The following is a 12,541-nucleotide window of genomic DNA, read 5'->3' as shown; positions in this document are numbered from 1 at the left end:
TCAAAGGTCTTAAGTAACTGATGTGCGTCAAAAACCTGCAGATCGCAGGCATCCAATCCACGTCACAGAAGACCTGGAAGATATAAGCGAAGTTGTCTGCCTGCTATTGATTTAGCAAATTTTGAGGACCAACTTCGCTGCTGGCGTTATGCCGCAGGTCACTTAAGGACTCCGTACGCGCCAACACAGAGGTTGCTTGTTCAGGGGGGTCAATGCGAACCACACCCGGCCCGTTCGCAACGGGTGATGCAGGCCCTGCTGGGGATGAAAAAACTCGATATCGCGACGCTGCAACGCGCCTTCGACGGCCAGAGCTAGGCTCTGTACGAAAAGTTTTGAGACGAAGGTCAGGCAAGGCGAAAACGGTCGAGGAACGGCCGGGGTCGCGTTCGACTTTACGGGGTGTAAATGAGCATTCCGATCGGACTCGCGCACGAGACCGTTTTCAACGCAGCATCACCGAGTATCAAGGCTTTTCGTACAAAGCCTTATACAATCGCGCCAGCTTTCGCAGACGGACAACCTCAATGAAGCCTGCCCTCACCGCCGACCAGGAACCGCAGTTCTGGCGCGACCCTGCCCTGCCGTTCATCGAAGCCCGCTCCATCGCCGATGGCCGCAAGGTCTGCTACAGCCGCCATGCCCACCAACAGTTCTCCATCGGCAGCATCACCGCGGGTGTCAGCACTTACCTCAGCGGCCACTCGCAGTGGCGGGTCAGCCGCGGCACCGTGGTGCTGATGAACCCGGGGGTGGTGCACGCCTGCAACCCGATCGACGATCAGCCCTGGTCCTATCGCATGCTGTATGTCGACACGCCCTGGCTGACCGCCCTGCAGCAGGACCTGGGCTTTTGCGCCGAGCTGGGCTTTCGGCCGTTTCGCGAGACTCACAGCCGCGACCCGCAGCTGTTCGCCGAGCTGGAGCAGCTGTACCGGACCCTGGTGGCCGCCGAGGCCGAGCCCCTGCTCAAGCACAGCGCCGTGGTGAGCTTTTTCAGCGACCTGCAGCAGCGCCTGAACCCCGCCGAGGCGCCGCCCCGGGGCGACAACCGCAAACTGCAGGAAGCCGCCGACTACATCCGCCGGCATTGCACCCAGGCCCTGAGCCTGGACGACCTGTGCCAGGCGGCGCAGCTGTCACCGTCCTACCTGATCCGCGCTTTCAAGCAGCAGTTCGGCATGCCGCCCCACGCCTACCTGGTGAACCAGCGGGTGCAGTTCGCCCAGGCCCGCCTGCGCAGCGGCGCGCCGATCGCCGAGGTGGCGCTGGAGGCCGGCTTTGCCGATCAGGCGCATTTCCAGCGCGCCTTCAAACAGCACCTGGCGGCCACTCCCGGCCAGTACCGCGGCCAGCGCTAGAACAGCAGATAAGCCGCGCTGGCAGCCAGCAACGCCGCCATGCTGCGGTTGAACAGACGCACCCCCGGCGGATGACTCAGGTAGTGGCGCAGGCAGCTGCCGACATAGGCCCAGCAGGCAATCGACAGGTAGCAGATCACCAGGTACACCGCGGTAAACAGCCACACCTGGCGCAGCTCGCCGTCGGCGGCAAAGGCCCCCATGCCGGCCACGCAGGCCAGCCACGCCTTGGGGTTGAGCCATTGCATCAGCGCGCCATACCAGGCCGAAGGCGCCCGCGCCTGGCCCTGGGTGTCGAGCCGGCCATCGTCGCTGGCCAGTTTCCAGGCCATGAACAGCAGGAAGGCCACGCCAAACAGGCGAATGCCCTGGGTCAGGATCGGCCATTGGCGCAGCAGTTCGTGCAGTCCCAGGCCGATCAGCACCAGCAGCCCGACGAAGCCCAAGGTGGCTCCGGTCACATGGCGCATGCTGCTGCGCAAGCCAAAACGCGCGCCGCTGCTGAGGGCGACGATGTTTACCGGCCCCGGAGTGATGGAAGCGGCCAGGGCAAAGGCCGCCATGGAAAACACCAGGCTCATGTCTTGTTTCTCCAATCTGGGTCGGATTGACCGCCGCCCAGATTAGGGAGCCAGGATCGCAGCGTATTGAAGAAAACTGCCCTCGTCGGCCTCTAGCAGTGCAAGTGATTGAGCTGGCAATACTGGTCCCACTCCATGTCCACCATCTCGGCGATTTCCCGATGCGCCTCAAGGGTCATCCGCTTCAGTTCCTGGGGCGTGCGGGCAATGAACGACAGCGCCAGCTCCCAGTTGCCCATGCCGCGCAAGCGGGCTTCTTCGTCAAACAGCCGACTGGCGTGCTGGATCTGCAACTCGCTCAGGTCCCCGGGTTGCCAGGGGCGCCCCGAGGATGGCCCGAGCCCCAGCTGGGCCGCGAGTTCCGGACGTTCGGCGAGGTAACGCAGCAAGGCTTGCTGATAGTCGAGTTCAGACATTTGCATGGCGCTCACTCCCATCATGAAATCAATCCCGGGCACTGCCTCACTGCCCCGGGGGGCCGGCTCACGCCGGCGTCAGGCTGGCGATCCGGTCCACCACCCGCCCGGCCAGATCGTCGGGGCGGAACTTGGCGAGAAAATCATCGGCACCGACCTTCTTCACCATGGCCTGGTTGAAGGCCCCGGACAGCGAGGTATGGAGCACGATGTAGAGTTGCCTCATGCGCGGGTCGTTGCGCACCTCGGCGGTGAGGGTGTAGCCGTCCATTTCCGGCATTTCGATATCGGAGATCATCATCAGGAACTCCTCGTCCGGGCGCTTGCCCGCGTCGAGCAGGGCCTGCAGGTACTCCAGCGCCTCGCGGCCGTCCTTCAACGACACCACTTGCACCCCGACGCTCTCCAGGCAGCGGGTCACCTGCTTGCGTGCCACCGCCGAGTCGTCCACCGTCAGCACCCGCCAATGGGCCGCAGCGACCTGGGTCTGCGGCGTGATCACCCCCTGGGAGATGTCCTCGCAGACCGGCGACACCTCGGCCAGGACCTTCTCCACGTCGATGATCTCCACCATGCGCTCGCCGACCCGGGTCACCGCCGTCAGGTAGTTGTCCAGGCCGCTGCCTTTGGGTGGCGGGTGAATTTCCTCCCAGTTCAGGTTGACGATGTGCTCCACCGCACTGACCAGGAAACCCTGGGTCTTGTTGTTGTACTCGGTAATGATCACGTAAGCGTTGTCGATATCCTCGACTCCGGGCAAACCGGTGGCCAGTGCCAGGTCAAGTATCGGAATGGATACACCGCGAACATTGGCCACGCCACACACCACCGAATGTGACATAGGCAGTACATTCAACTTGGGGCACTTGAGAACTTCTCTGACTTTAAAGACGTTGATGCCGTACAACTGTGACTCATTAAATCGAAACAACAATAGTTCCAGACGATTCTGCCCGGCCAACTGAGTACGGCTATTCACCGTTTCCATCACACTGGACATACGAGCCCCCTGCCCTGATCTAGTTGATCAATCGGCGATTAAATGAAAGTTGCTGACGGTCATTAGCGTTCAACTATTGAAACGGGTCACCAAGGCGTTCAGTTCGTGAGCGGTGGACTCCAGATCGCCGCCCACGGTGGACGAATGCACGGCAATCTCGGCGTTCTGATCCGAAACCCGGGCAATCTTGGTGATCTGCTCGGAGATTTCCTCAGCGACATGGGCCTGCTGCTCCGAAGCGGCGGCCATTTGCTGGCTCATCTGGTGAATGCGTTCCACCGCCGAGTTGATGCCATTCAGGGCTTCCTGGGTGCTGATCACCTGGGCTACGCCGGAACGCGCTTCGACACTGCCCTGGCGCGCCACTTCCACCGCCTGGGTGGCCACTTCCTGCAGGGTGACGATGATGCGCTGGATGCTCTGGGTCGACTCCTGGGTCTTGGAGGCCAGGGCCCGGACCTCGTCGGCCACCACCGCGAAACCGCGGCCCTGCTCACCGGCCCGGGCGGCCTCGATCGCCGCGTTGAGGGCCAGCAGATTGGTTTGCTCGGCAATGGAGCGGATCATGTTGGCCGCCTGCTGGATCGACTGGGTTTCCGCGGCCAGGCCCTCCACGGACTGGCTGACCGCATCCACGGTGTCCGCCAGCTTCTCGATCACCACCCGGGTTTTCTGGGCTTCCTCGGAGCCCACCTGGGTCAGGTTGTTGACCTGATCGGCGGCCGAGGCGGTGTCGTGGATATGCACCGACACCTCGGAAATCGACGAGGCCATCTGGTTCATCGCGGTGGCCGCCATGTCCGCTTCGTCGCGCTGCTTGCCCAGGGCGGTTTCCGCCTGCTTGGACAGACTCTGGCTGGTGGACGCCAGGGACGCCGCCTGGTTGGCATAGTCGCCAAGCCGGCTGAGGGCGGTGCGGATTTTCGCCGATTCGCTGATCAGGATCATCTGCAACTGGGCCACCGGGCCGTGTTCGTCGGTGTAGGTACGGGCGATCAGCTCGCTGTCGAAACTGCCCAGGGACACCGAGCTGATGCGTTGCAACATCTGCCGCGCGCGATAGAAGGCATATCCCTGTACCGCGAAATAACCGGGAACCGCCGCCCCCAGTGCCGCCCAGGGGCCACCCAGCCAATAGGCCCCGGCCGTAGCCGCGAGGGCCAGCAGCGGCGGCAAGGCAAAGCCGCAAACCCTGGCCACCCGGTAGCTCCAGGGCAAGGCCAGGTTGTCGCTACGCATGCGTTGATACAGTGCGCCGGCGCGTTCCACCTGTTCGCGCTCGGGCTTGACCCGCACCGACTCGTAGCCGGCGATCACGCCCTTGCTGAAGATCGGCGTGACGTAGGCGTTGACCCAGTAGTGGTCACCGTTGCTGCTGCGATTCTTGACGATGCCCATCCAGCTCTTGCCGTCCTTGAGGTAGGACCACATGTGCGCGAACACCGCTTCGGGCATGTCCGGATGGCGCACGATATTGTGCGGGCTGCCGATCAGTTCTTCGCGGCTGAAACCGCTGACCGCGACAAACTCGTCATTGCAGTAAGTGATCTTGCCGTGAACATCGGTGGCGGAAATCAGCCGCTGTTCGGCGGGAAACACCAGCTCGCGCTGGGTCACAGGAAGATTGTTTCTCATTCTGAAATGCCTCGCAGGAAAGTATTCAATTGCTATTCACGATCAAACAACAACTTCCGCATCCTGCGATGACCTGAAGACATCCTCTGCTTACCCGCAGAACTTTCCAGAGCCAAGTCAATTATTGCAAATGGCCACTATCGATCCAGTCGACTTAAGTCTAGATTCGAGCCTTAATCAGGGTGTGAAAACTTCATCAAGCAATCCCACTTGAACGAGCCGAATTAAAGACTTTTATGACTTACATCAACATTCGCCTAAACATAGGAAGCTAGCTTTCTAATTATTGAGAAGCATTATTTCCAAAATACTCAGCGCCGCTGCAAACTCCATCTTCCGCACATGAAAAACAAACTCGTCAAAGCCTTCCCGCGCGCATTGATCAGTGGCAGATTCCCTTTAACACCCCCCATTTTTCACCACCACCCGTTGTGCCTCGGACCGATCGGGGCTGGAGTCGCCCTTGATGGACCATCTTGAACTGCGCCCGGCCGCTCGCGACGACTGGCCCTGCCTGGAAAACCTCATGCAGTTCTATCTCTATGAGCTCAGTCAGTGGCTGCCACTCAAATTCGCAGCCCAGGGGCTGTACGCCATCCAGGCCCTGGACGATTACTGGCGCCACCCGGCCACCCATCCCTGGCTGATCCTGGTGGCGGGGGAGCTGACCGGCTTTGCCGTCGTCGACCAGCAACGCTGCGACAGCGATGCGCGGTACAACCTCGGCTACCTGTTCATCGCCCGACGGCTGCGCCGCCTGGGCGTCGGCCGGCAGGTGACGCAACAACTGTTCGAGCACTACAAGGGGCCCTGGCAGGTGATGCACTTCAGCGCCAACCTGCCCGCCCGGGATTTCTGGCAGGCCATGCTGCCGGGGCAAACCCCGACACCGATCATCGCCCAGGGCTATCCCGCCAGCCTCTACCGTTGGCCAGGCTGACGCCACAGCGGCGGCAAGCGGTTCGTTGCGCAGGCTGGGCCCTGCTCGCGGCTTCCGGCACCGCGCCCTGACGACAATGGCAAAGTCCGGGGCGATCACCTACCTTCTCCGGGACCACCCGCACAGGCCTGACCACCACCTGCCACCCGGCGCTCCATCTCATCTGAAGCAAAGAGCCTCGCCCATGTTGTCGTCCACCACCCGCACCACACGCCTGCTGTTACGTCCACCAACCCTGGCCGACCTGCCGCAGGCCTGTGCCATCCACGGCGACCCGCAGACCCACCGCTTCAACCCCAGCGGCCCCGACAGCGCCGAAGCCACCAGCGACCGGCTGCACAGCTGGATTGCCCATTGGCAGCAGTACGGCTTTGGCTACTGGGCCATCGCCCGGCTGGACGCTCCGCAACAGATCATCGGCTTTGGCGGGCTCATGCGGGCGCACTTCGGGCAGGAGGCCGGGCTGAACCTGTACTTTCGCTTCACCCCCCAAGCCTGGGGCCAGGGTTTCGCCAACGAGATGGCCCAGGCGGCCCTGCAACTGGCCTTCGGCGAACTGCTGGCGCCTCGGGTCACCGGCTTGGTGCGGCCCGACAACCTGCCATCCAGGCGGGCCCTGGAACGCCTGGGGATGACGCTGGACGGCGAGCAGGAGGACTTTCCCGGGCAGCCACCGAGCCTGCTGTACCGGCTCAACGCCCAGGATCACCGGATGACCCGCAGCGGATGAGTTTTGGCTGCGCTGACTATTTTTTCTCGGCGCTGCATCCAGATACGTCGCTCAGGGGTAGTACCCATAGCAGTCCTGAAAACTGCCGAACCGATCCCCAATGGAGAGCCACCATGCACGCCAAACAACGTCTTCTCTGCCTCAGCGCAACCTTGACCATCGCCTGCCTGGGCGCCCTGCCTGTGGCCCAGGCGCAGAGCGCATTGCCCGACAGCATCAAGGTGCCAGAGGGCCACAAAGTTGCCCTGGAAACCGTGGGCACCGGTGAAATCACCTACGAGTGCCGGGACAAGGCCAATGCACCGGGCGAGACCGAATGGGTCTTCGTCGGCCCCAAGGCGGTGCTCAGCGATCGCAGCGGCAAAGTGCTGGGTGACTACTTCGGCCCACCAGCCACCTGGCAGGCCAAGGACGGTTCGAAGATCACCGGGACCCAGGTCGCCGTGGCGCCGTCCAGCGCCGGCAACCTGCCCTATCAACTGGTCAAGGCCAATCCGGCCGAAGGCAAGGGGCTGATGAGCGGCGTCAGCTACATTCAGCGAGTGGCCCTCAAGGGTGGCGTGGCCCCCAGCAGCGCGTGCACCGCCGCTAACAAGGGCACCCGTGAAACAGTGAAGTACCAGGCGGACTACATCTTCTGGGCGGCCCGCTGATTCGCCGCCCAAGATGCAAGGCCAGGCATAGGCAACTGGTCTACGCTGCTGACAGCCACTGCACCGCTTGGGTGGCGGTGGCTGTCATCTGTCGCAGGTAAATGCCCTTGTCTCTACCCGAACCCCTGTTTGACCACGCAGGCTGCATCGCCGCTTGTGCCCGAGGTGAGCGCCAGGCTCTGGAAGCCCTTTATCACGAGGAAGGGCCGCGCTTGCTCGGCGTCGCCAAACGCCTGGTACGCGACACGGCCCTGGCCGAAGACATCCTGCACGACGCCTTTATCCGAATCTGGCAAGGCGCAAGCAGTTTCGACCCGGAACGGGGCAGTGCCCGCGGCTGGATGTTCAGCATCACCCGGCATCTGGCGCTGAATTTCCTGCGCCGCCATGGCCGTGAGGTGCCTATTGAAGAACCTTATGCAGACCACCCGGACACCCTTGACGGGCTGGCCATGAACACAGAGGCGGTCACCGCGCTGGCTGATGCCGGACGTCTTCAGCATTGCCTGGGGCAACTGCCCTCACAGCGCCGCGAGTGTCTCCTGCTGGCCTATCTGGACGGCTATTCACACATGGAGATTGCCGCCAGAATGACCACCCCGCTGGGGACGGTCAAAGCCTGGATCAAGCGCAGTCTCAGTGCCTTACGGGAGTGCCTGGGATGAATATCGGTCCACGGGACGACAGCGATCCCACGCTCCAGACCCTGGCCAGTGAATATGTCCTGGGCACCCTGGACGCCGAACAACGGCGCCTGCTCGAACAGCGCCTGCCCCATGACCCCGCCCTGCGCAGCGCCGTGCAAAGCTGGGAACAGCGCCTGCATCCCCTCACCGCTTTGGCCGATCCCGTCACGCCGTCGCCCTGGCTTTGGCGGCGTATAGAACGCAGCCTGGAGCAACTGGCTGAACCGGAGCCGGTCTCGGCCGCAAATAGCGCCAGGCGCTTCAACCCTCTGGCGCTGTGGCGCGGATTGGCCGCTGCCGGCCTGGCCGCCAGTGTCCTGTTGGCCAGCCTGCTGATGCTGCGCCCCGATGCCCCTCCCAGTTACCTGGTGGTGCTGGTAGCCCCTCAGGACAAATCACCCGGCTGGGTGGTGCAAGCCAATGACACCCGGGAGTTGCAGTTGATTCCACTGGGCAGCATCGAGGTTCCGGCGGACAAGGCCCTGGAGTTCTGGACCAAGGCCGACGACTGGAAGGGCCCGGTGTCTCTTGGGCTGGTCAAGCCCGGCCAGCCGTTGCGTGTGCCGCTTGATCACCTGCCACCCCTGCAAACCAATCAATTGTTCGAGCTGACCCTGGAAGATCGCCAAGGCTCGGCGGTGGGCAGGCCTACCGGCCCCGTGCAGTTCATCGGCCGCGCCGTCAAGACTTTGTGACCAGGGGAGAACCCGCCTTGACCCGGCGTGGCAGCGGCCAATCAACCGAGCCCTGTTCGAGGATTGACAAACTCCGCGCTGGCTTTTAAAACTGTGCGCCTGATTTCAGAGTCTGCCTCAGCCATGTCCCAAGCCCTTACCCTCGATTCTCGCGCCATTGGCCTGCTGGCCAAGGCCGGAGCCTGGGTGGCTTGCAACTCTAAATCGAAGAAACAGTCGCTCATGTGACCGGGGCGCTGTGTCCCGTCAGATGAGCTGACAGGACATCAAGCGCTACGGACACCCGCCCCCTGCTTAACGCCCTTCTACTCTTCTGACGACGACCCGACGGTCAACCATCAGGAGAACACGCATGTCATCGTTTCAAGGAATCTGGGTCCCCATCGTCACGCCCTTTCACAATGGCGCCATCGACTTTGCCGCCCTGCGGCGCCTGAGCGCCCATCTGCTGGAAAGCGGCGTGGCCGGTTTGGTGGTCTGCGGCACCACCGGTGAAGCCGCGGCCCTGGACAAGGACGAACAACTGGCGGTACTCGACGCCGTGCTCGAACAGGCCCCCGCCGGGCGAGTCATCATGGGCCTGGCAGGCAACAACCTGAAATCGCTGCTGAACCTGCAAACGGAAATCCTCAAGCGCCCGGTGGCGGCCCTGCTGGTGCCTGCGCCCTATTACATCCGCCCCTCCCAGGCGGCCCTGGAAAGCTTCTTCCACAGCGTCGCCGATGCCTCCAGCGTGCCGCTGATCGTCTACGACATTCCCTATCGCACCGGGGTCAACCTGGACAAGGACACCCTGCTCAACATCGTGCGTCATCCGCGGATTGCCGCCGTCAAGGACTGTGGCGGCAACCTGGACAAGACCCTGGCGCTGCTGGCCAGCGGCACGGTAGAGGTGCTGTGCGGCGAGGACCTGCAACTGTTCAGCGCCCTGTGCCTGGGGGCTAGCGGAGCCATTGCGGCGGCGGCGCACATTCGTCCGGAGTTGTTCGTGCAGTTGCAGCGCCAGGTCCGCGACCAGCAGCTGGATGCGGCGCGGACCACCTTCCGGCAACTGGTGCCGCTGATTCAGGCGCTGTTCGCCGAGCCCAACCCGGCCCCCGTGAAAGCCTTGCTGGCCCATCAGGGACTGATCGAGCCACACCTGCGGGCACCGATGCACGATTGCAGCGCCGCCACCGCCGTACACCTGCAAAACCTGTTGGCCGACCTGCCCTGATACGGAACATCGGAATTGACGTGCCTGTGGCCCGTAGGAGCTGGCGTGCCAGCGAAAGCGTCCTCAAGCCCGGTGCAAGGTTCGAGGACCTCTTCGCCGGCAAGCCGGCTCCTACGGCAGCGGGGGCACGACAATCTCGATGCCCCGTCAGCGCCGATCGGGCGGTGCGCGCACGCTTTCAGCGGATCGGCGGGATACGGATCTGGCCGGCGCGGCACTGGTTTTTCACGCCTTTGCCGCACGGGCCAAAGTCCAGGTCCTTGGTCAGGCAGACCCGGACTTCGGAAAGCTCGGGGCCGCTGCAGAGAATGGCGATGCCGTTTTCGGCGATCCCCGGGTTGCTCTGGCGAAACTGCTGGGCAATCTGCGTGGCTTCAAAGTAACGCACCGCGGTCGAAGGCTGCAGCGCTTGCGGTATCTGCACCGTCGCCAGGGCCTTGTCCGTCGCATCCAGGTACCCCATGCCCCCCAGGCCACTGCAGGTGCCGTGCTTGGTCCATTCGTGGTTCATCAGTTTGGCGGTGGGAAACAGGGTCAGGCCCTTGGCCCGCTCCTCCTGCGTCAGCGGGGTCAAGGGTGGGCAGGACTGGGGCCAGCCGCCCTTGGCGTATTGCGGCCACAGGCCGTGGAGGACAAACCCATAGCCCTTGCCCGAGCACTGTTCGTTCTCCGGATGCATCAGGCAAAAGGTCGGTGACCAGGACAAAGCCAGCAGGTAGTAGTCAAAAGCCCCCGCCACCGACTCGCGCTGCTGTTTGGGCTGACGTGCGTCGCTGATGCCCACCATCCCCAGGGTCAGCACCAGGGCCGCCATCAGGGCAAAAAACTTTCTCATCGTTACCTCTCCTAGGGAAATCGGATCGTCCTGGCCCCGCCATCGGGTTACTGCGGCAGGCACACAGCTTCACTTTCTTGGCATGCCGGGGTTGCAGGAACATGACATTCGCCGCGCCGTGCCCCGGCAAAGCCGGTCAGGCGCGACGAACGCCGAGCGAACGTCGGCCGAGGCGCCAGCGGGACACTGCGCCAGGGCCTGGGGCGGCGCGCGGTGCGAAAGATGACGGAACAACCGGGCACAGATCAAGAGCGGCGATCAGTGCCCGATGTCCAGAGACGGCCCTGGGGCTTCAGGCACGCTGACAAAAATGCTGTAGTGCCCCCCTTCCATGGCCTCAAAGGCGATCAGCTTCTGCACCAGCGGCTCGCTGATCACCTTGCCGGCATTGAGCAGCAGCATGCCGTTGTCGGCATTGAGGTTGCGCCGCAGGACCATCCCCGCCTGCAGATCACGGGTGCCCAGCACCCGGACCGTCGGATCATCGACGGTCACGTCATTGAGGTAGGCCGCACAGACCCGAACAAAGCCTTCCACCATGTTCGGGTCATACAGACGGCCGGCGTACTTGCGAATGAACAGCAAAGCCTCGTCGCTGTTCATGCGCCGCTCCAGAATCAACCCGCACTGCAACTCGATGAAATCCACCACCAGCTTCAGCAGCCGGGCACCCCAGGGAATCGCCTCGCCCCGCAGATGCTGGGGAAAGCCGCTGCCATCCCAGCGTTCCTGATGATGGAGGATCAGCCGCGCCGCATCCTGCATCGGCTCCAGCGTCATCAGCAGCGACTCGCTCTGGGAGGGATAGGCCCGATAGCGCTCCTGATCGGCGTGCCGCAACAGCTCCGCCGGAGCGGCCAGCATGGCATCGCTCCAGCTCAGCTTGCCGATGTTGTACAAGGCGGCGGCCATGGTCAGGTCACGGCTGGCGGTTTCGTCCAGGCCATAGCTTGCACAGCAGGCGCGCACCAGTTCGATGATCTTGCGGTTGGTCTGCTTGTCCGCCGGCAGGCGCAGGTTGGCCAGCAGCGAGAACACCTCGGTGCCGGTCACATAGCTGTGCTTGAGCTCTTCATAGGCCAGGTCCAGCATGTCGGCGGTCTGTTGCAGCTCGGCGGTCCGGGACGCCACGCGCTTTTCCAGTTCGGCGTTGCTCACCTTGAGCTGGCGGTTCTGCTCCAGCACCAGTTGCTGCAGGCGCTTGAGCTCGCGCTCGGCGTGCTGGTATTCCAGGGTCTGGCGCAGGATCAGCAGCAGCTCTTCGTCGTTCCAGGGTTTGCTCAGGTACTGGTGGATCTGCCCTTCGTTGACGGCCTTGACGATGGTGCTCAGGTCGGCGTAGCCGGTGAGCAGAATCCTGCGGGTGGCCGGGTAGCCCTCGCGCACCCGGGCCAGCAGGGTGGCGCCGTCCATGTCGGGCATGCGCGCATCGCTCATCACCAGGTCAACGGGACGCTGGGCCAGGATTTCCAGGGCCCTGGCACCGCTGTCGGCCAGCAGCACTTCATAGGGCTGGCTGCGTAGCAGGCGCCGCAGGCTGTTGAGGATCGATTCTTCGTCATCCACCAGCAACAGGCTTGGACGCTGTCCTGGTTCGGTGGGCGGCAACGCTTCCATGGTGAGTCCCCCTGTCCTGCATCTCGTTCCCCGGACAGTGCCGCCCGGCCAGCGCCCAGCGGCGCTACAGCCCAGACAATCCTAGCTATTTTTTTGATGTTCACCCGGGAATATCCGCCAAAAAATCCTCTCACGGTGCATGTTCCAGTGACTATGCTCACAGCGTTGGACGCACG

13 protein-coding genes and 1 pseudogene are annotated in these 12,541 nt (G+C 63.1%); 8 read left to right on the top strand and 6 right to left on the bottom strand.

Translation table 11 applies throughout. The features are described 5' to 3' along the window. Positions 1-219: 219 nt before the first annotated feature. Positions 220-318, top strand: a pseudogene (locus tag Q8O96_RS21775) (VOC family protein); the annotation flags it as partial. A 209-nt stretch (positions 319-527) separates the two neighbouring features. Then, entirely contained in the window at positions 528-1,361 is an 834-nt protein-coding gene (locus Q8O96_RS21770; protein ID WP_102864572.1) for an AraC family transcriptional regulator, read from the top strand. Here Q8O96_RS21770 and Q8O96_RS21765 read toward each other — a convergent pair. The 4 genes from Q8O96_RS21765 to Q8O96_RS21750 all read right to left on the bottom strand — a co-directional run bounded on the left by Q8O96_RS21765 (position 1,358) and on the right by Q8O96_RS21750 (position 4,993). Then, on the bottom strand, positions 1,358-1,942 hold the full coding sequence (locus Q8O96_RS21765; protein WP_250330196.1) for a LysE family translocator: 585 nt from the start codon (positions 1,940-1,942) through the stop codon (positions 1,358-1,360). The two genes, Q8O96_RS21770 and Q8O96_RS21765, sit on opposite strands and share 4 nt — an antisense overlap. A 92-nt stretch (positions 1,943-2,034) precedes the next feature. Then, positions 2,035-2,364, bottom strand: coding sequence for a DUF6388 family protein (locus tag Q8O96_RS21760; protein WP_060839043.1), 330 nt, complete (start codon positions 2,362-2,364; stop codon positions 2,035-2,037). Positions 2,365-2,425: 61 nt separating this feature from the next. Next, positions 2,426-3,358, bottom strand: a complete 933-nt coding sequence (locus Q8O96_RS21755; RefSeq protein WP_102864570.1) for a chemotaxis protein CheV — start codon at positions 3,356-3,358, stop codon at positions 2,426-2,428. A gap of 69 nt (positions 3,359-3,427) precedes the next feature. Continuing rightward, positions 3,428-4,993 (bottom strand): PAS domain-containing methyl-accepting chemotaxis protein, encoded by a 1,566-nt coding sequence (locus tag Q8O96_RS21750; RefSeq protein ID WP_102864569.1) that lies wholly within the window; start codon positions 4,991-4,993, stop codon positions 3,428-3,430. A 466-nt stretch (positions 4,994-5,459) separates the two neighbouring features. Between Q8O96_RS21750 and Q8O96_RS21745 the strand changes: the two genes are divergently transcribed. From Q8O96_RS21745 to dapA, 6 genes are all read left to right on the top strand, one after another. Then, complete coding sequence (locus Q8O96_RS21745) at positions 5,460-5,933, top strand: GNAT family N-acetyltransferase (protein WP_102864568.1); 474 nt, start codon at positions 5,460-5,462, stop codon at positions 5,931-5,933. A gap of 184 nt (positions 5,934-6,117) precedes the next feature. Further along, complete coding sequence (locus Q8O96_RS21740; protein WP_305949376.1) at positions 6,118-6,663, top strand: GNAT family N-acetyltransferase; 546 nt, start codon at positions 6,118-6,120, stop codon at positions 6,661-6,663. 113 nt (positions 6,664-6,776) lie between these two features. After that, the gene (locus tag Q8O96_RS21735) at positions 6,777-7,316 is read left to right on the top strand and encodes a DUF3455 domain-containing protein (protein WP_102864566.1); all 540 of its coding nucleotides are present in this window, start codon (positions 6,777-6,779) and stop codon (positions 7,314-7,316) included. A gap of 107 nt (positions 7,317-7,423) precedes the next feature. Then, positions 7,424-7,981, top strand: a complete 558-nt coding sequence (locus Q8O96_RS21730; protein ID WP_371826198.1) for a sigma-70 family RNA polymerase sigma factor — start codon at positions 7,424-7,426, stop codon at positions 7,979-7,981. Then, complete coding sequence (locus tag Q8O96_RS21725; protein ID WP_102864564.1) at positions 7,978-8,697, top strand: anti-sigma factor domain-containing protein; 720 nt, start codon at positions 7,978-7,980, stop codon at positions 8,695-8,697. The genes Q8O96_RS21730 and Q8O96_RS21725 overlap by 4 nt, the downstream gene beginning before the upstream one ends. Positions 8,698-9,049: 352 nt before the next feature. Continuing rightward, complete coding sequence (gene dapA, locus Q8O96_RS21720; protein ID WP_115582346.1) at positions 9,050-9,913, top strand: 4-hydroxy-tetrahydrodipicolinate synthase; 864 nt, start codon at positions 9,050-9,052, stop codon at positions 9,911-9,913. 178 nt (positions 9,914-10,091) lie between these two features. Here dapA and Q8O96_RS21715 read toward each other — a convergent pair whose 3' ends face one another. Together Q8O96_RS21715 and Q8O96_RS21710 are read right to left on the bottom strand one after the other, a co-directional pair. Then, the gene (locus Q8O96_RS21715; protein ID WP_102864562.1) at positions 10,092-10,748 is read right to left on the bottom strand and encodes a ribonuclease T2; all 657 of its coding nucleotides are present in this window, start codon (positions 10,746-10,748) and stop codon (positions 10,092-10,094) included. A gap of 258 nt (positions 10,749-11,006) precedes the next feature. Then, positions 11,007-12,365: an HD domain-containing phosphohydrolase gene (locus Q8O96_RS21710; RefSeq protein WP_102864561.1), complete on the bottom strand. Its 1,359-nt coding sequence runs from the start codon at positions 12,363-12,365 to the stop codon at positions 11,007-11,009. Between the last annotated feature and the right edge of the window lie 176 nt (positions 12,366-12,541).

This window comes from Pseudomonas sp. LPH60 (assembly GCF_030718165.1).
Classification (GTDB): Bacteria; Pseudomonadota; Gammaproteobacteria; order Pseudomonadales; family Pseudomonadaceae; genus Aquipseudomonas; species Aquipseudomonas danubii.
This window is presented reverse-complemented; position numbering and strand designations above follow the sequence as displayed.

Coding starts and splice junctions, on each gene's coding strand:
- Q8O96_RS21760 (WP_060839043.1), bottom strand. CDS start 2,364: ATGCAAATGTCTGAACTCGACTATCAGCAAGCCTTGCTGCGTTACCTC.
- Q8O96_RS21740 (WP_305949376.1), top strand. CDS start 6,118: ATGTTGTCGTCCACCACCCGCACCACACGCCTGCTGTTACGTCCACCA.
- Q8O96_RS21755 (WP_102864570.1), bottom strand. CDS start 3,358: ATGTCCAGTGTGATGGAAACGGTGAATAGCCGTACTCAGTTGGCCGGG.
- Q8O96_RS21765 (WP_250330196.1), bottom strand. CDS start 1,942: ATGAGCCTGGTGTTTTCCATGGCGGCCTTTGCCCTGGCCGCTTCCATC.
- Q8O96_RS21750 (WP_102864569.1), bottom strand. CDS start 4,993: ATGAGAAACAATCTTCCTGTGACCCAGCGCGAGCTGGTGTTTCCCGCC.
- Q8O96_RS21745 (WP_102864568.1), top strand. CDS start 5,460: ATGGACCATCTTGAACTGCGCCCGGCCGCTCGCGACGACTGGCCCTGC.
- Q8O96_RS21710 (WP_102864561.1), bottom strand. CDS start 12,365: ATGGAAGCGTTGCCGCCCACCGAACCAGGACAGCGTCCAAGCCTGTTG.
- Q8O96_RS21715 (WP_102864562.1), bottom strand. CDS start 10,748: ATGAGAAAGTTTTTTGCCCTGATGGCGGCCCTGGTGCTGACCCTGGGG.
- Q8O96_RS21725 (WP_102864564.1), top strand. CDS start 7,978: ATGAATATCGGTCCACGGGACGACAGCGATCCCACGCTCCAGACCCTG.
- dapA (WP_115582346.1), top strand. CDS start 9,050: ATGTCATCGTTTCAAGGAATCTGGGTCCCCATCGTCACGCCCTTTCAC.
- Q8O96_RS21735 (WP_102864566.1), top strand. CDS start 6,777: ATGCACGCCAAACAACGTCTTCTCTGCCTCAGCGCAACCTTGACCATC.
- Q8O96_RS21770 (WP_102864572.1), top strand. CDS start 528: ATGAAGCCTGCCCTCACCGCCGACCAGGAACCGCAGTTCTGGCGCGAC.